This is a genomic window from Paenibacillus sp. CR_12 (assembly GCF_041953985.1).
In the GTDB taxonomy this organism is placed as follows: Bacteria; Bacillota; Bacilli; order Paenibacillales; family Paenibacillaceae; genus Paenibacillus_AQ; species Paenibacillus_AQ lautus_A.
In genome coordinates this window covers 766,070-785,180 of the sequence record NZ_JAVFHO010000002.1, presented here as the reverse complement: position 1 = coordinate 785,180, position 19,111 = coordinate 766,070, and the positions used below count along the sequence as shown (strand labels likewise).

The window sequence follows — 19,111 nt, the reverse complement described above, 5'->3', positions numbered from 1 at the left end:
GATGGTTTTTTGCTGCATAGCTATTATTTTGGATTAACCCTTATTGGCCGGATTGAACAATGATGACATCGGCCGAGGTGATGGCTGGAATGGACTTGGTCATGATAGGCGAGTGGTAGGCTACGACTTTCGCACCTGGTTTCAGTTCCGATTCCGTGCTGAGCCCCGCAATCACTTGCGTGTCTTCGGTAACGTTAAGAATGACGTCATTCTCCGTTGATTGGTCGGAGCCTACATTGATATACAGCTGGTCTTTGGTCGTGCGGTCGGATGCTGCAACGGTGCCTTCGATTTTGGGAGCGGTCGTTTCCGAAACCACGATCTTATCAGCGTGAGTCCGGGCAGGATAAATCAGGGTCATCACTTGGCTGTAATAGGCCTCGATGCGGAGATCTGCTTTCAAAGCTTCAGCCGTCAGCGGTTTACCCTTCGCATCGACGATCTCCGTATTTTCGTCTACGGTAAGGATGACGTAATTGACGCCGCCCGACTCCAGTGCCTGACCCATGACGGTGATTTTGTTATCTGCCTTGTCCGTAATGATTCCGTTCGTGCCGGCAGCTTCTTCTTGTACAGGCTCTTCTGCTTGGGCTTGAACCCGAATGTAGTTGGTTGACGATTGAGGCGGCATGCTTAACGCCACATAAGGTCCGTAGAAAGCGCGAATGCTCATGCCGGCTTCCAGGCCACCCGCATTGAGCTTGCTGCCGTCTGCATTGATGATTGTCGCTTTTGGATCCAGATGAAGCAGGATAGTCTCTTCACTGTCGTTGTACAGATTGGTACCCTCCACCAGAATGCCTTGCTTGGTTACCTCAGCGATGGTTCCATCAATACCCGCAAAGTCTTTATCCTGAACGATGATCGTAAGCGCTGAGCCTTGAGCAGGCAGACTCTTGGTGATATTCGGGCCATAGAAGGCTTTAATTGCTTTGTTCTTGTCCACAATCGTTTGGAGTTGGACTTTGTTTCCTTTGGCATCGATGATTTTAGTGTCCTTGGAAATGGATAGCTTGATTTCTTGTTGATCGGTGGCACCGAGACCGCGGCCGGTGACCGTAATCCATTTGCCCGTTTTATCGTTTACGTATTCCGTTATATAACCCATGGTTCCAGGAACGCTTTTCTTTGCCTGATTCACGATGCTGCCTTGCCCCGTATGGACTGAAGCAGGAGGGGCGTCCTGTGCATTAGCGGCTGCCGGCAGTGCTGCCATCGCCAGAATTGTAGCGGTTGTTAATACTTTGTAGATTTTGTTCATGATAGGTATCCTCCAAGTGTAGATTATCCTAAAGGCTAGGATACAGCCAAGCCATGCGCGAATTGGTAAAATGTACTTGCTGCACCTCTATAGACGGGAGATCTGTAGAAATGTTGCAGCACGGGCGGAAAAACATGCTGAACGATTCCGTTATTTAACTAGAAGACGGGGGCAGCCATGGAACATATGAACTTGGAGCACGTGACAGATTTGTGCAAGCTGACGAACGAAAGTTCAGGCTTGCCTATGGTTATTGTAATCCGCATGATAGAATGAAATACTCGCTGACACCAGTCGGGATGTCGTTAACCGATCAAACCTTATCGGAAGCCTTCTTTATCACAGTGAATCGTTCAAGAATCGAGGGATGGAACCATGAATCTTCATGCACTCCGCATATTTAATGATGTGTCCAAAACGGGAAGCATTACGAAATCGGCCGGCAATCTAATGTTAAGCCAACCGGCCGTTACCGCCCAAATCCGCAATCTGGAGCGGGAACTCGGCTTGAAATTGATTGAGGCGAATGGGCGCAATATTCAATTGACAGAAGCCGGTGAAGCGTTGGCCGCGCATTCCCAGCGGTTATTTGCGATGGAAGCCGAGATGGAAGACATGATGCAAGCCATTAAATCTGGCCGGGAGGGAAGTTTGCGGATATGTGCGACGGAGCTGCCGGAGACCGCCTTGCTTCCCGGATGGCTGGTTGGATATAAACAACAGAATCCACGCATGGATGTGGAGCTACAGAAAGGGAATTCCAACACAGCGCTGCAGCGATTACGGGATCATTCGGTACATATCTCGATCGTTTGCGGCAGTTGGTCCATAGAAGACGAGGTCATTGAGTCCTTTACGATTATGGAGGACGAATTGATTTTTGCCGTACCCGCAATTCATCGCCTAGCCGGCAGAGAAGTTACTCGATTCGAGCTTATGGAGGAGCCTTTTGTGCTGAGGGAGGAAGGGAGTTACACACGAAAACAGTTAATGTCTCTGATTGAGGCCTTAGGCATCCGGGGACCTCGTTCCTCCATCACGATCGAGGGGTTGAACGAAACCATTGAGGCGGTTAAAGCGGGTTACGGGGCTGCCCTGGTCCCGGCTCTATCCATCAAGGCAGAGCTGGCTTCCGGCGAACTTAGCAAGGTAAAGGTAACAGGCGTAACGATCCCGCATCCCATACGGGTGTGTACCAAAAAGCTAGAAGCGATACCCGCACACATCCGTTCTTTTATTTCCTATATCCAGGCGGATATCCGCGAAAGACACTACGATATCCATGGATGATGAACGGCTCGCGCCTGATTCATCCATTTTTTTTATGAAACGAAGCGTAATCGGTATTATTCCTTTTTTATTATATAGGGTACACTCGGTTAAGCGGATGCTAGATCAGATTGAAGGAGCGAGGTACATGCGACCATACCTTTTTGAACATTTGGAATTTGTACGTGCACAAACCTTGAATCTTGTAAGAGATATCCCGGATGATATGGCGGAATGGATTCCGAGCGGAATGAACAACCACGTGAAGTGGAATGCAGGACATATCTATTTGACGCTGGAACGGTTTACGTTCGGCGTGAATGGCGAGACCATGCACCTCCCCGAGCATTATACCGAGCTGTTCCAGACGGGCTCCAAACCAAGGGAGATCAACGCTTCATGGCCTTCCATGAGCGAACTTATCGAACGGCTTGAAGGTCAAGTCCAGTGGATCGAACAGAGGTACACAACACATCTGCAAGATACCGTCTTGTCTCCCTACACGACATCCAAAGGTTTAAAGTTATCCAAGATAGAAGAATTCTTAAGCTTCTGCTTATATCATGAAGGCATGCATTTTGATAAAATCAAATCGATATTAAGACAAAATACCCAGTAATTTTACAATTTATGAAGGGGTTTCATACATAAAGTCGAATAAAGTATAAACAGCCTGCAGCATGAAAGAGGGTGACCCGGCGTTATCAAGAAAGACAAAGATAAGGATGAACGGCGAATCGCATTTGTCCCTGTATTGAAGTGTGAGCAGAGAGGACACGGAAATACAACTTGAAGAGGAGTCGGGCAAATGCATATCGTTACCGAAAGATTAGTGATTCGCGAATTTGAACCAGGAGATTGGCAGGATGTTCTTCAATATACATCCGATCCCTTGGTGATGTTTTACATGCCGGAGCCGGTCCATACGGAAGAGACGGTGAAGGAATTTCTGGAGCAGAACAAGGGCGGGCAGGCGCATCATTATGCCGTCATGCTGCAAAAGGAACAACGCGTGATCGGACACATGGTGTTTCATCCCTGCTTTGGCGAACATACTTACGAGATCGGCTGGGTCTTTCATTCAGCCTACCACGGTATGGGGTATGCTACGGAAGCCGCCGGAGCCTTGCTTCAGTATGGCTTTGAAGCATTGGGAATACACCGGATCATCGCGACATGCCAGCCAGAGAACACGCCTTCGTATAAGGTGATGGAGAAGCTTGGCATGAGGAGAGAAGGCTGCTTTAGGCAGTGTATCCCTCGAGGCGAAGTTTGGTGGGATGAGTATTACTATGCTATCCTAGAGTCTGAATGGCGTACAATTTCATAGACCTGTTGTTATAATATGCTGTGCCCAATGTATCTCTTTATAACAATGAGATGCATTGGGCATTTGGTTTTAAATCTGTGAATAAGGGAAGTTGATAAGCAATGACTGAACAGGATGCACTTAATCGAAAGTTACTGACGGAGGGCGATTATGTAACGGATGAACCGATCGACCTGACCAATTGCGAAAAAGAACCTATTCACATTCCAGGATACATTCAGCCCCATGGCGTACTGCTTGCCATTAATCCTATCGACGATTTCAGGATCGCGCAGTGCAGCCGAAATACGGAGCAGCTGCTCGGGATCAGCGCCGAATCCCTTTTGGGACAGAGCCTTGAGGAGCTTATCGGAAAAACGCAATTTGAGCTTATGATTCGCCGAGACCTTCAAGCAATAGCGACACCGGACTTACAATATATCAATCTTACGATTTCGGTTGCCGATGAGCCGATTGAGTTTATCGGAATTCTTCACGAAAGCGAAGGGCTGATTCTGCTGGAACTGGAGCCGGTTTCGGAAGATACCGTGCCCTTTACGGATGATTTTGAATGGATCCAGACTTTTTTCAGTCGGATGAAACGAACCGAGAATCGGGTTGAAGCAAGTCAAGTGGCTTGCGAGCTCGTAAAGGACATTCTGGGTTATGACCGTGTGATGCTGTATGAATTCGATGATCACTGGAACGGAAAAGTGATTGCCGAAGCCAAAGAGCAAGGGCTGGAATCCTTCCTGGGCCATCATTATCCGGCATCGGATATTCCTCGGCAAGCCCGTGAACTGTATTTGAGAAATTGGCTGCGTACGATTGTTGACGTGGGTTATGCGCCGGTCGAGATCATCCCTACCGTGCAGCCTTTGACCGGAAAGCCGCTGAACCTAAGTTTATCCGTTCTTCGCAGCGTGTCGCCGCTTCATATTGAGTACCTTCATAATATGGGGGTCGGCGCGACAACCACGATCTCCCTTATCCATGACAACCAGTTATGGGGATTAATCACCTGCCATCACTACAGCCGAAAATACGTATCTCACCGCACCCGCAACTTGTGCAATTTTCTGGGATCCTTTTTCTCCAACGAACTGTATCAACGCCAGCAGCTCGACGATTACCAAACCGAGCTCAGGCTTCGAATTTTATCCGCCCGTTTTACCGAAATTTTCATCGGCAACACCGATGTCTATCAGGTGCTTGAGCAGCTTGAGACCGAAGAGCAGGGCCTGCTGGATTTAATGAGCGCTACCGGTGCCGCCGTCTATTACCAGGACAATTTGATGCTGTACGGCACGACGCCCACTTCGAAGCAAGTCATGGAGCTGGCCGGCTGGTTATCCGCCCAAGCAGAGGATTATACGTACCACAGCTCGAAACTCAGCGCAGAGTATGAGCCTGCCAAAGCATTCAAGGGTGCGGCCTCCGGCGTATTGTATCTCGCCCTGTCGCCAGGTCAACAAAACTATGTCGTGTGGTTCAGGCCGGAGGTTGTTGAAATCGTGGATTGGGCTGGCGATCCGGCCAAAGCCGTTATACAAGAAGAGGATAAAATGCGTTTATCCCCTCGAAAATCGTTCGAAAAATGGAGGCAGGTGGTGGAGGGCACTTCATACTCATGGAAGGCTCAGGAATTAAGCGTTCTCCCCCAATTGAAATCGATTGTCCGCAAGCAAACCGATTTTCAATTAAGACAAGCCAAAGAACAGGCCATTCAAAATGCACGCATATTCAGGGAGAACGAGGAGCGGTATTTGCAGCTTATGGGCCACTCCCCCGTAGCCTTCTTGTCACTGACAACGGCGGGAACCATCGTGTATTGCAATTCGCGGGCCGAGACGCTGTTTGGCGCAACGAGGCCGGAGGAACTGCTCCAGCTTGAAATATACACCTTGGCTAGCGATGGTTCCCGCATGGGTCTAAGAGAGCAAATCAAACGGATGGATCAGAATCAGGCCCAGCTCGTTTCCGGCAGCGGCTGGTTTGATACGCTGGATGGAAAGAGGATGGAGCTTGAATATATGCTGGCAGCCATTCATCAGGGACGCAAATCGTCCATTATGGTCATTTTGAGAGAAGGTACCCCGGATGGAGGCCCCGATCGCGTATATTCCGATGTATTGAACCAGCTTCAGAGCTACGTGACAACAGATCCGTTGACCGAACTGCCCAATCCGGCTACTTTCGAAAAAGAATTGGCGACGGATTGGGAGGAAAGCGTTCAGAACCAGGTTTCTCTGGCCTTGCTGATGGTCGATATCGATGATTTCCGGGTGTATAACACGCTTCATGGTCTATATGGCGGCGATTTATGTTTGCAATGGATTGCCGACGCACTGAAAATCATAGGCGAATACTATGGAGCGGCCATTTCGCGTTACGGCGGCGGAACCTTTATATTGAAGATCAAAGATACCGATCCCGACCAAACCTATGAAGTGGCCGAGAAGATACGTCAAGGCGTCCTGGCGCTCAGCATCCCCAAGGACCGAACGGAGGAAGACGGATTTATGACGGTAAGCGTAGGAGCGGCTTGCCTAACGCCCACCTCCATGCTGAGTCTTTCCCATTTGACTGACGAAACGGAAAAAGCCATGCATATTGCCAAGAGCAAGGGGAAGAACAGAGTCACGCTATATGGATATGAAACGGATTGATGTCCGTTGGAACCAAGAGGAAGTTGGATAATCAAAAGCCTGCAGCTCCATTATGGAGCTGCAGGCTTCTTTGCTGTATTATATCCCTGTACATATGATGCTAAAATGAAGACTGGAGTTGAACGAGTGGAAGTTGGAGGTGTTGCATGACCCGATTGATGCAGCCGCGGAAAGCAGGAAGCAGAAGAAAGCGCGTCTTGTTGAGAGTTTTGCTGGGACTGATAGCCATCATGCTGGTTTATTCGATTAATGTGGGATACACGATTTGGAAATATGCAGGGCGAACGGTGAATATTCCCTCCGATGCAGCGATCGTTCTGGGTGCAGCAGTATGGGAGGGGAGACCTTCGCCTGTGTTTCAGGGGCGCATCGATCATGCGTTATGGCTGTATGATCAACAATACGTAGACAAGCTCATTTTTACAGGGGGACGCGGGTCCGAAGAGGAAGTAGCCGAATCGGAAGCGGCCAAACAATATGCCATCGAACACGGCGTTCCGGAGAGGGACATCCTGGTAGAGACGAGTTCGACGATCACCGAGCAAAACCTGTATTATGCCAACAAGATAGGCGATGCGGCAGGGCTGTCCTCATATATTATCGTGAGCGATCCGCTGCACATGAAGCGGGCGATGGCGATGGCTGAAGATATGGGTCTCGAAGCCAATCCTTCTCCCTCGTCACGGAGCGTTTACCAAAGCGTAAGAAGCAAGCTCCCCTTTTTATGCAGAGAGGTCTTTTATTATATCGGTTATCATCTGGCGAAACCCCTTCGATAAAAGATCCGATAATGCGCAGTTTGCGTGTTAGTCCAGACTTCCGAGATCGTTGGCAAGCATCTGATGGCTTTCCTTATCCGTTACCCTGTCGAGATAACTTGCCGCTTTTTGCTTGGATGCCAATGCAAGCTCCTTGTTCCTCAGAACCAGATAGGCTCTGGCTTCCGCTTCGTATCCGTAACCGATGTAGAAGGGTTCGAGGTTAGCCGATGACCCGATCGTGATGCAGCGCTTGGCATAATGCAGTGCTTGATCGCCCTGACCCGTTACCGCGTATACTCGGGAGAGCTGCCAATACCCGATAGACAGGTTGCGCTCTGTATGATCCGCCACCCGGCTCCAATGCCAAAAGGAAGCATGACACATGTGAATCATGTTCTCTTCGTCTTCCGTCGTCCGCTGCTTCTTCTCCAAGATATCCCAGACCTGATTGAAGCAGTTTATTGCAAATTGTTTATGTAAGTTTGAATCTTGAATGTCCATGCCTATGTCCTCCGATTGTACGCATTATAATGCAGGTAAATGGATCGTAAAGGTTGTCCCATGATCAGGAGTGCTCTCCACGTTCATCGTACCGCCGTGATTATGAATAATATTCTTGGTAATCATGAGACCGAGTCCCGTGCCGGTGTCTTTCGTTGTAAAAAAGGGCTGTCCCAGTGATTGGATCTGATCCTGCGTCATCCCAACTCCTTCATCCTGCACGATAATCTGTACCTCGGGACCGCTGTGCACAATGTCCAAGGTGATGCTTCCCCCGTGATTCATCGCTTCCATCGCGTTTTTCAGCAGATTGATGAACACTTGCTTGAGCTGGTTGACTTCGCCCTGTACATAGATCGGAACCAGTGGATAATGGGGAATGATCTCTATATTCTTGAGAGCGGCTTGCACCTTCATCAGCGTAATGATCTGATCCAGTATGGCCGACACGTCGATGGGTCCGCTCACGTGGGCGCCCTGCGGTTTGGAGAGCACCAAGAGTTCATTGACGATGAGCTCGATGCGTTTGAGCTCCGATTCGATGATTTCAAAATAAAGCTCGTTGCTGCGTTCCGCGGATCGCAATAACTTCACGAATCCATTAATCGATGTCAATGGATTTCGAATTTCATGAGCGATGCCGGCGGCCAATTGGCCGGCGGTCGTCAGCTTCTCGGATTGCATCACGCGGTCCTCTTCCATTCGCTGCTCCGTGATGTCCTTGAAGATGCCGACGGCCGCTTTCTCGCCTTCATATTGTATGATTAACGTGAATCCCGTGACCATCTTCTCCTGCCCGTCCAGACAGCGTATCAGATAATCGACGCTTCCGATTTCTCCGCTCTCGGCATACGTTGCCCTGCGTTTCATCAATGCTTGATGATACGATGCGTCGACGATCACGTCGGTTGAAATGCCCAGCACGTCATGTGAGTGCGTCGCATTGACGAGTCGGAGCGCGGCAGAATTAACATAGTGCACAATGCCTTTTTTAGTTATGAGTACGGAGAGAGGGAGCTCTTCCAGCAGCTGCAGAAACGAATTTTCCTTCTCGTTCAGCTTCTGTTCCTTCTGCTCCAGCTGTTTCATGAGCTGCCTCAGCAGCGATCGATCCTCGAATTGTACCAAGTATCCCTTGGGCCCCCGCTCCGGATCGTGATCAACGCTGCAGCGTGCACTAAGGTATAACTCGCGATCAGACGGATGACGGTAAGCATGTTCAACCGGGGGGACGGATGGCTGATGACCCTGGGCAGCCCTAGCGTTCTGAATCACTCGATTCAATAACTCGCGCAGGCTGTTTTCTTCTTGCGGCGCCCCGGCAGTTAACTCCTGCGGCGAGTAACCCAACAGATCACATAGTGCCGAATTGACCTTAAGAATCGTTCCATCTAGCGATACCAAAGCCATACCGATTACAGATTGTTCGAAGGCAAAATCATGATTAGGGGTGGAATAGGGCAGCACTGCAAGTCTCCTTTCAAATTTCTGGGAGGAATTGAATGTACCCATATTATAAGTGGGGCGATTTCATTCATCAATCCTTTAAAGCGATAGATTTAAGCAGGATTTCTTTTTTTGCGTAAAATGTCAGTATCATCCATCCCATCATCTGCTGATTGAAAGCATGTGCGCCCTATCGCATCCGAATCATCCATTCAAGAAAGGCAAGGCAGCGTATGCGCCCCGCCACTCTTGAGGAGAAATCTATTACGTCCACGATTTAAAGTTTCTCAGTTTTTGAGTGCTTGATCCAAGGATAGCTTGAGCTCATCCGTAATGGTGCCCATCGGCAGGCGCAGGGTGTCGGATGAGATAAGGCCTTGCTTGGCAAGCAGCCATTTTAGCGGAGCGGGATTGGATTCTGCGAACAACTGATGAATAACGGGAAGCAGCACTTCAAACTCCTTTTCGGAACGAGAATAATCCCCTTGGGCAGCTAATTGATACACACGAATAAAAGCCTCGGTATTCACATTGGCCGACGCCAAAATGCCCCCGGATGCACCATGACGCAGCATCTCATGAAAGCGGACATCGTCCCCGCATAGAACAGGCTTCGTATCGTATGGAGACAAGCTTCTCATAAGCTCCGTACTCGCAGTGCTGTCCTTCATTCCGATGACACCGGGGATCTCCATGATTCTTCGAATGGCATCAACCGGTAAGGAAATTCCAGTGCGCGAAGGAACTTCGTACAAAATAACCGGTATCCCCACCTCTGCGACTTTGCAGAAATGTTGTATAATGCCCTCAATCGAAGGGCGGCTGTAATACGGCGTGACCACCAATACCGCGTCTGCCCCGATATGTCCTGCCCATTCCGTCCGCTTCATGCTGGAGAACGTATCGTTGGTACCCGTACCAATAATGACCGGCAATTGCCGTCCGTCCAGACCTTTTCGCGTTTCCTCCACCACCTGAACGACCTCTTCCCAAGTTACCGTCGGCGCCTCTCCGGTCGTACCGTTGATGATCAATCCTTGAATGTCATGGGATAACAAATTCTCCAAATAACGATGATAAGACGGAACATCCAATGCGTATTCATGTGAAAAGGGAGTGACCACCGGAACATAAATACCTCTCAAATCTTGCGGACTCAACATGATCTTTCCTCCATTTCATGAATTGTGGCTTTACTTTACCATGGGAATCGGAATCGGTGTTATCTATAATAATAGATAGTTATTATCAATATTATTGATGAGGAGAAAGCGATGGAACTGATCTATCTGCAAACCTTCAGGGAGGTTGCTGTTCGAAAGAGCTTTACTAAAGCTGCTGACGAATTGGGTTATGCACAATCCAGCGTTACCACCCAGATTCAGAAGCTGGAGAAGGAATACGGCGTCAAGCTGTTTGAACGGTATGGCAGAGGCCTGCGCCTGACGAAGTCAGGGGAGGAGCTGTTCAAGTATGCTGTCCAAATGCTGGATCTGTTCCAGCAGTCTAAGGAAAAGCTGACGAAACAAGGCGGGGGCATCTTATCGATTGGAACGATCGATTCGCTTGCCGCATATTTTCTTCCATCCGTCCTTCATCGGCTAAGACAGGAGCATGAAGATCTTGCCATCCGCTTGCAAACGGATCGTGAAGATAGCATCGTCAGTAAGGTAAGAGAGGGCGAGTACGATCTCGGGCTTATTCTGGAGAACAAACCGGAAGACACTTCATTGAATTGGATCTCGATCCGGGAAGAGCCCCTCCATTTGATTGCCCATCCGGATCATCCGCTTCGCTGGTTGCCCGTCATCGAGCTGGAGCATCTGGCTGATTACGAATGGATTATGACCGAGGATACTTGCAATTACCGAATCATGTTGGAAAAAGTGCTGCGCGCCAGCGGAGCTCCCGTCCGTATTGGTTTGGAATTGGGCAACCCCGAGGCAATAAAAAGATATATCATGTCCGGCACCGGCATCTCCCTATTGCCGAGAATGGTAGCAGAGGAGGAAATCAAGAGGGGAGAGCTGGCGGTTCTTCCCTTTCAACACCCTGACATTCGACTGGACATCCAGATTGTCGTTCATCCTAAGAAGTGGCTGTCACACTCGCTTCAGGATATGATCGAAATGTTGAAGTCTAAATCCTAAGGACGCAGGCTGATATTGCATTTAACGAAAAGATTCAGTATCATTTATGTAACAATGTATAGGTTTATGTGTGACTGGCGTAGCATGGGGGAACCATGAGGGAGCACATGAATGACAACGGCCGTACGCCTGGGCAGAGGTAAGGGAGTTTATTTCCCTTACCTCTTTATTATTTTCTTGGGCTTCTATCGTCTCTGAAACTATGAAAAGGGGATAAAACAACGATGTTCAAAACGAAAAAAATATTGCTGCTGGGATCCGGAGAACTAGGGAAAGAAGTCGTAATTGAAGCACAACGATTGGGTGTCCAAACCGTTGCCGTCGATCGTTATGCCGATGCTCCTGCCATGCACGTTGCCGATCACAGCCATGTGATCGATATGCTGGACGGAGAGAAGCTGCGCGCTATTATTGAGTTGGAAAAGCCGGACCTGATCGTTCCGGAGATTGAAGCGCTGGCTACTGCGGAGCTGGTGAAGCTGGAGGATGAGGGGTTTCGGGTGATTCCTACCGCCAGAGCCGCAAAGCTTACGATGGACCGTGAGGGGATCCGCCGGTTGGCATCAGAGGAGTTGGGACTGCCGACTGCGGACTATCGATTTGCCGATACCTATGAGGAATTCAAGCAGTCTGTCCTGGACATGGGTTTTCCGTGCGTGATCAAACCGTTGATGAGCTCCTCCGGCAAAGGTCAAAGCGTGTGCCGTTCGGAAGGGGATATCGAGTCCTGCTGGAACATCGCCATGGAAGGCGGCCGCGTTCAGAACGGAAGGGTGATCATTGAGGAATTCATTTCATTCCAGTCGGAAATCACGCTTCTGACCGTCCGCTCCGTCAATGGAACAAGCTTCTGTGCGCCGATCGGGCATATTCAGGAAAGCGGAGATTATATCGAATCGTGGCAGCCGCACGACATGTCTGAAGCGCAAATCGAGGAAGCTAAATATATTGCGCGGAAGATTACCGACGAGCTTGGCGGATACGGCTTGTTCGGCGTTGAATTATTTTTGGCCGAGGATAAGGTGTACTTCAGCGAGGTATCCCCGCGTCCGCATGATACTGGGCTGGTTACGCTGGTCACGCAAAATCTATCCGAATTTGCGCTTCATGTCCGTGCCATTCTCGGGTTTCCGATACCAGAGATCGAATTGATCACGCCGGGAGCCAGCCGCCCCCTGAAAGCCGGCCGAGAGCTGGAAGACTATACGATTACAGGCGCCGATCAAGCGCTGGCCGTTCCGAATACGCAGCTTCGCATGTTCGGCAAACCGGTAACCAAGGTCGGAAGACGAGTAGCAGTCGCGCTGTCAACCGCCGGCGATGTCGAAGAAGCGCGGTCACGTGCGAAGCTGGCCTTGGATAAGCTTGCCGTCGAAGAGGCATAAACATCGGAATTCCATAGGGATATCACATGTCATCATGTTGAAAAGGCCAACCGAAATGACCGGTTGGCCTTTTCAGTTATAGAGAAATCAGGGATCCAAATCGGGTACAGACTCTTCGAATGACGAGTACTTGCTTTTAGTTTTGATTTCGGGAATAAATAGGAGAAATTTATGTTCTTTCATGATAAGATACACAAGAATACAAACGACCCTCACCCATTATAATGTTTCCATTCGATGCGATAAGCGCTGTTTGAAGCATAATATTTCAAATAAATCTTTAGAGGAACGTTTATTGACGGCATAGGAGAATCTACATGAGAGACATGACGCAAGGAAGTCCGATCAAGCTGATTATCATGTTTACCATCCCGCTTTTGATCGGTAATATTTTTCAACAATTTTACAACATGGCAGACACCCTAATCGTGGGACGTACCATAGGCGTAAACGCACTTGCAGCCGTTGGCTCGACAGGCAGCATTTTGTTTTTTGTCATCGGCTTTGCCCAAGGCTTGACGGCTGGCTTGTCTATCATAACGGCACAGCGTTTTGGAGCTAAGGATATCGCAGGCGTCCGCAAAAGCGTGGGAACGAGTGTATGGATCAGTCTGGTGTTCACGGTATTCCTCACCATCGTGAGCGTTATATTTACGAGACCCGTCCTCGTCATGATGAACACCCCTGCCGAAATTTTGGATGATGCGTATTCGTATCTGATCGTCATTAACTGGGGCGTCGGCGCGGCCGTTCTGTTTAATTTGCTGGCTAACCTGCTCCGCGCTCTCGGCGACAGCCGGACGCCGCTTCTCTTCCTGGTCGTTGCAAGCATACTGAACATCGTGCTCGACCTCTTATTCATTCTCGTATTTAAGATGGGAGTAGCCGGAGCCGGACTTGCCACGGTTGTATCGCAGCTGTTCTCCTGCCTGCTCTGTCTGATCTACATTCATAAGAAGGTCCCGCTCCTTCAATTCAAGAATGCCGACTGGTCCATCGATTGGAAATTTATTCGCCAGCATATGTGGGTAGGTTTTCCGATGGGCTTCCAAGCCTCCATCATCGCCATCGGAGCCATTATTCTGCAGATCACGCTAAACGGTCTCGGGGCAACAGCCGTTGCGGCTTATACCGCAGCTCAGAAGATTGATATGCTCGCCACGCAGCCGATGAGTTCCTTCGGGATTACGATGGCGACTTTTGCCGCTCAGAACTTCGGAGCGAATCGCATAGACCGGATCAAACTGGGGGTTAAGCAGTGTATTTGGCTCTCAGGATCATTCAGCATCGTCGTGGGCCTGCTGGTTATATTCGCGGGTCCTGCCGCCGTCAGCCTTTTTGTGGGTCAAGGCCAAGAGGAATTGCTGTCGCTCAGCAGGCTGTATTTCTTATCGAACGGCAGCACCTATCTGCTTCTGTCGCTGCTGTTTATCTACCGCTTCACGCTTCAGGGGCTTGGTCGGAGCTTAATTCCCACTGTGGCGGGCATCATGGAGCTGATCATGCGGGTACTGGCTGCTATCTTCCTGACCGCGCAGATCGGCCTCCTCGGTGCAAGCCTGGCAAATCCGCTGGCTTGGCTGGGCGCCGTTATTCCGCTCGGCATCGCTTACTATCTGAGCATCAAGAGGTTGAGCACGCCGGTAAAACCCGTCTCCGTACCCGTTCAGGCGTAAGGAATGCTGCACAATCGATTTCGGAACGAATCATGACTCGAGGAACAGGGAAGCGCTGTTTCGCTGAAGTCGTGCATTCGTTCTTTTTTTTGTTGCAAAAAACATAATGTGGAAGATTCCCAATTTTGGCGCGGCGAGGTAAGATCACTATAGATTCAGTTTGCAGCCGAACAGGACAGAAACGGGAGGGGTCGCATTGTATAAAGTGCTGTTAGTGGATGATGAAGCCGATGTGAGAGAAGGCCTCGTTCAGGAAATCCAATGGGAAGCCTGCGGATTCGAGATCAAGGGGACGGCGGAGAACGGAAGAGAGGCCGTGGAGGCTGCGGAGCGGTTGGAGCCGGATGTCGTTATTACCGATATCAGTATGCCTTTTCAGGATGGGCTGCAGCTGGCCTCATGGCTAAGGGAGCATCAGCCGCTGTGCAAAATCGTGATTTTGACCGGCTATGACGAATTTGATTACGCCCGCCAAGCGATTACGCTCAGCGTGGATGAGTATTTGCTCAAGCCGTTCTCTGCCGAAAGCTTCATGGAGTTATTAGGCAAGATCAAGGACAAAATCGATATGGAGGTGGCGGAGCGTGAGGACGTTCGCCAATTGAAGGAGCATTACCGGACAAGCCTGCCTTTGCTTCGGGAATCGTTCCTGGCTTCGCTGTTAACCCGAAAATTGCCCCGCTCCATCATTGAGGAGAAAACTCGGAATTACGGCCTTCCGCTGAACGGCGCCTGTTATCTCGCCGCGGTGATGGCTTTATATCCGGCGGCTGAGCATAAGGAGAGTGCTCCATCAAGCTCCCTGCGGCATTCCGGCGATATGGACTTGATGCTGCACGCCATGCTGAACATTGCGAAAGAGCTGATGGATCCCCTTTCTTTTGGAAGCGCATTCATATATCAGGATAGCATCGTGTTCTTGATTACGAATGACGGCTGCGAGGACGAGTCGTGGTTTGGCGACCTGCAGGTCGCACTGGATCGTTTGCTCAAAAGCATTCTTCACTATCTGAAGCTGCCGGTTACGATCGGCGTGGGTTCCAGGGTCCGGACTCTGTCCGATCTTAAGCACTCCTACCAGGATGCGCTGCTGGCGCTGGACTACCGGCTGATTCTCGGCGCCGAGAAAGTCATCTTCATCGATGACGTGGAGAGTCCGAGGCAGGAAGGGGTCCGCCTGGACGAATTGCAGGAGCAAGCGCTGATCCGCAATCTTAAGCTCGGAACCGCGGAGGAATTAAGTGAAGCGATGACGCACATATTCGATGAGCTGATCGGAGCATCCTGCACGATTCAAGAGGTTCAGATCTATCTCCTGGAAGTCGTAACGGCCATACTTCGAACGGCTAAAGAATCCGGGATCGAGCTTGAGGAGATGTTTGGAGCGGGGTATCAGCTGCATGCCGAGATCTTCAAGTTTTCCGGACTACAGGAGGCTAAAGCTTGGCTTCAGGATGTCAGTTTGGCCATCCGCAAGCAAATCTCCAGCTCTAGGCAGCATGCCTATAAAGACATCGTGGAGAAAGCGCTCCAATACACGCGGGAGCATTACGGCGACCCGGATATATCGCTGCAGAAGCTGTGCATGCACCTGCATATCAGCACAGGCTATTTTAGCGGCGTATTCAAAAAAGAGCTCAAAATGACCTATGTGCAGTACTTAATGCAGCTGCGGATGGAAACGGCCAAGGAGCTTTTACGTTCCACCGACCTGAAGGCTTTCGAAATCGCGGAGCGCGTCGGGTTTGCCGATCCGAATTATTTCAGCTTCAGCTTCAAGAAGCAGGTCGGCGTTTCGCCTAAGGAATATCGGGCACAAGCGAGGGGGTAGGGCATCGGTGAAAATCACGTATACGAAGCGATACTCGGTCCTACCTTTTGTTCAACGATGGGTTAAGCGATTCCGGGCGCACAGCATTCAATCCATCATCATGTGGTCCTTCTCGGCGTTCATTCTGCTCATTGTGATCGTGGTAGCCGTACTGCTCTTCAATAAATTCTCGCGATCGGCAGAGCAAAGCGTATTCCTGAATGCCCAGCAAATCGTGGACCAGGTTAGCTATAATCTCGAGGATTACGTGGACGGGATGGCGCAGCTGTATCGGGCGATCGAGGAAAATATGCTGGCAGACGGGCAGTGGGACGATGAACAGGTGACAAAACAGCTCGATACGATTATGCGAAGCCGAGATGACATCGTCTCGATCGCTTTGTTTAATGATCAGGGCGACATGCTGCGGAACCATCCGGCCATTCCGGTCAAGCCCAGCGCCAAGGTGACGGAACAGAGCTGGTTTCACTCGGCCATGAGAGTCTCCGACCATCTGAGCTTCTCGCTGCCCCATGTTCAGAATTTATACGACCAAACGTTTGAATGGGTCGTCACGATGAGCAAAGGCATTACGGTCGTTCATGACGGTGAGCCGATGTACGTCATTCTGCTGGTGGATATCAACTTCAAGAAGATCGACGAGCTGAGCAGCCGCATCAGTCTGGGGAAGCGCGGGTATGCGTATATCATCGACGAAGGAGCGGGAAATATCGTGTACCATCCGCAGCAGCAATTAATCTACATGGGGCTTCGGAATGAGAGCGTTGAGCGGGCGCTGACCTCCTCGGAGAGCTACATTGATGAATCGGATGGGGTCAAGCGGCTCAATACGGTCAAATCGGTCGTCAACATAGGCTGGAAAATCGTGGGCGTATCCTATTTGGATGAGATCATGACCACAAGAGAAGAGGTCAACCGTTATTTGGTCCGGGTGGTTGCCATAGTCTTGGTGCTGGCCATCGCGGTATCCCTGATTCTTTCGGCCATGCTCACCCGGCCCATCCGCCGCATGGGCCGAACGATGAAAGCCGTGGAACGGGGCGATTTCGACGTGGAGCTCCCGTTGCAGGGACCGCTTGAAGTAGTGCAGCTGTCCAGCCGTTTCAACCTGATGCTGAATAAGATCAGGCAGCTCATGAAACAGATTGTGAAGGAGCAGGAATCGAAGCGTAAATATGAGCTGGAAGCCTTGCAGGCCCAGATCAACCCTCATTTTTTGTACAATACCCTGAATTCGGTTGTTCGCATGGTAGGAATGAGCAAGAAGGAGGAGGTCATTATGATGATTACTTCCTTGTCGAAGCTGTTTCGCTTGAGCTTGAGCAAAGGGAAGACATCGATAAGCGTCCGGGAAGAGCTGGAGCACGCACGGCATTATTTGACCATACAACAGATGAGATATAAACAGAAATTCGATTTTGCGATCGAAGCGGACGAAGCCGCGCTATCCTGTTACACCCTCAAGCTGGTGCTTCAGCCCTTAATCGAAAATGCCATCGTGCACGGCATCGAGTATATGGTGGATCAGGGGCATATTCGCATAGGGGCAGCCGTAAAAGGCGAATTGTTGGAAATGACGGTTACGGATAACGGGGTTGGGATGACGCCCGAGATGGTTGAAGGAATCTTGGACGCTAAAGAAACGCCTCATAACCCGGCACAATTTATCAATACGGCCGGTTCCGGCGTGGCCGTTCGAAATGTCCATGACCGAATTCGCCTGTATTACGGCAAACGGTACGGGCTGGAATTCGAGAGCGAGCAGGAGGCGGGCACTACCGTTCGCATACGGATTCCGGTCATTCACGATATGGACGAGGAGGAACGCGAGCATGATTAGAACTATTCGGCCGCTGCGGTTACCGATTGGACCTAGGGGCTGTTTCGCTGCACTCGTCGCTGTCCTGATCCTCTTAACATCGTGTTCATCCGATACGGACCCGGATGAGGAGCCCGGGCTTCAACATATTGCCCTTGTGGCTCCCGTACACGCCGAAGAGCAGGGGGATGCGATCCGTTTAGGCGCCGAGGCGGCCGCCAAGGAATACGGATTGGCGCTCGATTATGTTTCCCTGGAGCCTAGCGACGATGAGGAGGAGCAGCTGCAGGCCGCTTTGAAGATGTTGGAGAAGGGCGCCTCCGCGATCTTGATCGACCCGGCATCGGAGGCAGTGCTGCAGGAATTAGGCGATAAGGCAGCGGCAGCGGGTACCCCCGTGATTGCATTGAATGATGAACGAATGACCACAGGCATCTTATCCGCGATCGCGATCAATAATGAAGCTGCCGGACGCAAGGCGGGCGAGCAGCTGGCCGACTTGCTTGAAGGTCGGGGTACAGTGGCCATCCTGCGTTCCGACAGGGAGGACCCCGACTTGATCGCCCGCGAAGAGGGAGCCAAACGGGCATGGTCAGATATCGGCGGAATTGAAATAGCGGGCGGCGCGGCTTGCGGCAAACGCGAGGATGCATGCTGGCAGGCCGCCAAACAGCTGCTGGATCAGGGCGCCGTCGACGGAATTCTGGCACTCGATATTCAGGCTTCCTTGGGAGCGGCTAAAGAAGTCGCAAGGCGGAAGGTTCAAGGTGAGATCAAGATTATCACCTTCGGCAGCGATCTGGAACAGCTTCAGCTTCTTCAGGATGGCATCCTTCATAAACTCGTGGTACAGAACGGATTCAGCACGGGCTACTTGGGCGTAGAGCAGGCTGTGAAGGTCATGGACGGTTCGAGATATGATAAGCCGATCGTGCTTGAGACCAAGGTGATCGATGCCGACAATATGTTCTGGATGGATAATCAGAAGGTGCTGTTTCCATTTGTGAAGTAATTAAGGAAGTCACGAAGCCAAT

General features: G+C 50.5%; 15 protein-coding genes and 1 riboswitch. Of the genes, 11 read left to right on the top strand and 4 right to left on the bottom strand.

The window, feature by feature from the left end; translation table 11 throughout:
- Nucleotides 1–40 precede the first annotated feature (40 nt).
- The gene (locus RB297_RS07145; protein WP_375120127.1) at nucleotides 41–1,261 is read right to left on the bottom strand and encodes a peptidase; all 1,221 of its coding nucleotides are present in this window, start codon (nucleotides 1,259–1,261) and stop codon (nucleotides 41–43) included.
- 375 nt (nucleotides 1,262–1,636) lie between these two features.
- Here RB297_RS07145 and RB297_RS07140 point away from each other — a divergent pair, with 375 nt between their 5' ends.
- The 5 genes from RB297_RS07140 to RB297_RS07120 all read left to right on the top strand — a co-directional run bounded on the left by RB297_RS07140 (nucleotide 1,637) and on the right by RB297_RS07120 (nucleotide 7,287).
- The gene (locus RB297_RS07140; protein ID WP_375120126.1) at nucleotides 1,637–2,551 is read left to right on the top strand and encodes a LysR family transcriptional regulator; all 915 of its coding nucleotides are present in this window, start codon (nucleotides 1,637–1,639) and stop codon (nucleotides 2,549–2,551) included.
- A 127-nt stretch (nucleotides 2,552–2,678) separates the two neighbouring features.
- Nucleotides 2,679–3,149: a DinB family protein gene (locus RB297_RS07135; protein ID WP_251496825.1), complete on the top strand. Its 471-nt coding sequence runs from the start codon at nucleotides 2,679–2,681 to the stop codon at nucleotides 3,147–3,149.
- 189 nt (nucleotides 3,150–3,338) lie between these two features.
- Complete coding sequence (locus RB297_RS07130; RefSeq protein ID WP_096774205.1) at nucleotides 3,339–3,860, top strand: GNAT family N-acetyltransferase; 522 nt, start codon at nucleotides 3,339–3,341, stop codon at nucleotides 3,858–3,860.
- A 101-nt stretch (nucleotides 3,861–3,961) separates the two neighbouring features.
- A complete protein-coding gene (locus RB297_RS07125) occupies nucleotides 3,962–6,508 on the top strand; it encodes a diguanylate cyclase domain-containing protein (RefSeq protein WP_096774204.1) in 2,547 nt (848 codons plus the stop codon).
- A 146-nt stretch (nucleotides 6,509–6,654) separates the two neighbouring features.
- The gene (locus tag RB297_RS07120) at nucleotides 6,655–7,287 is read left to right on the top strand and encodes a YdcF family protein (protein WP_096774203.1); all 633 of its coding nucleotides are present in this window, start codon (nucleotides 6,655–6,657) and stop codon (nucleotides 7,285–7,287) included.
- Between the two features lie 27 nt (nucleotides 7,288–7,314).
- Here the strand turns inward: RB297_RS07120 and RB297_RS07115 are convergent, their stop codons facing one another.
- The 3 genes from RB297_RS07115 to dapA form a co-directional block, all read right to left on the bottom strand.
- Nucleotides 7,315–7,770, bottom strand: coding sequence for a hypothetical protein (locus tag RB297_RS07115; protein WP_096774202.1), 456 nt, complete (start codon nucleotides 7,768–7,770; stop codon nucleotides 7,315–7,317).
- Nucleotides 7,771–7,794: 24 nt separating this feature from the next.
- Entirely contained in the window at nucleotides 7,795–9,237 is a 1,443-nt protein-coding gene (locus tag RB297_RS07110) for an ATP-binding protein (protein WP_375120125.1), read from the bottom strand.
- 266 nt (nucleotides 9,238–9,503) lie between these two features.
- Complete coding sequence (dapA, locus tag RB297_RS07105; protein ID WP_096774200.1) at nucleotides 9,504–10,379, bottom strand: 4-hydroxy-tetrahydrodipicolinate synthase; 876 nt, start codon at nucleotides 10,377–10,379, stop codon at nucleotides 9,504–9,506.
- Between the two features lie 111 nt (nucleotides 10,380–10,490).
- Between dapA and RB297_RS07100 the strand changes: the two genes are divergently transcribed.
- The 6 genes from RB297_RS07100 to RB297_RS07075 all read left to right on the top strand — a co-directional run bounded on the left by RB297_RS07100 (nucleotide 10,491) and on the right by RB297_RS07075 (nucleotide 19,089).
- On the top strand, nucleotides 10,491–11,366 hold the full coding sequence (locus RB297_RS07100) for a LysR family transcriptional regulator (RefSeq protein WP_096774199.1): 876 nt from the start codon (nucleotides 10,491–10,493) through the stop codon (nucleotides 11,364–11,366).
- A 60-nt stretch (nucleotides 11,367–11,426) separates the two neighbouring features.
- A riboswitch (ZMP/ZTP riboswitch) is annotated at nucleotides 11,427–11,508 on the top strand.
- A gap of 82 nt (nucleotides 11,509–11,590) precedes the next feature.
- Nucleotides 11,591–12,751, top strand: coding sequence for a phosphoribosylglycinamide formyltransferase 2 (purT, locus tag RB297_RS07095; protein ID WP_096774198.1), 1,161 nt, complete (start codon nucleotides 11,591–11,593; stop codon nucleotides 12,749–12,751).
- A gap of 317 nt (nucleotides 12,752–13,068) precedes the next feature.
- Nucleotides 13,069–14,427: an MATE family efflux transporter gene (locus RB297_RS07090; RefSeq protein ID WP_375120124.1), complete on the top strand. Its 1,359-nt coding sequence runs from the start codon at nucleotides 13,069–13,071 to the stop codon at nucleotides 14,425–14,427.
- Between the two features lie 196 nt (nucleotides 14,428–14,623).
- Nucleotides 14,624–16,258, top strand: coding sequence for a response regulator (locus tag RB297_RS07085; RefSeq protein WP_096774197.1), 1,635 nt, complete (start codon nucleotides 14,624–14,626; stop codon nucleotides 16,256–16,258).
- Nucleotides 16,259–16,265: 7 nt separating this feature from the next.
- Nucleotides 16,266–18,098, top strand: a complete 1,833-nt coding sequence (locus RB297_RS07080; RefSeq protein WP_375120123.1) for a cache domain-containing sensor histidine kinase — start codon at nucleotides 16,266–16,268, stop codon at nucleotides 18,096–18,098.
- A complete protein-coding gene (locus RB297_RS07075) occupies nucleotides 18,091–19,089 on the top strand; it encodes a substrate-binding domain-containing protein (RefSeq protein ID WP_096774195.1) in 999 nt (332 codons plus the stop codon). Before RB297_RS07080 ends, RB297_RS07075 begins: the two co-directional genes overlap by 8 nt.
- Nucleotides 19,090–19,111: the final 22 nt, after the last annotated feature.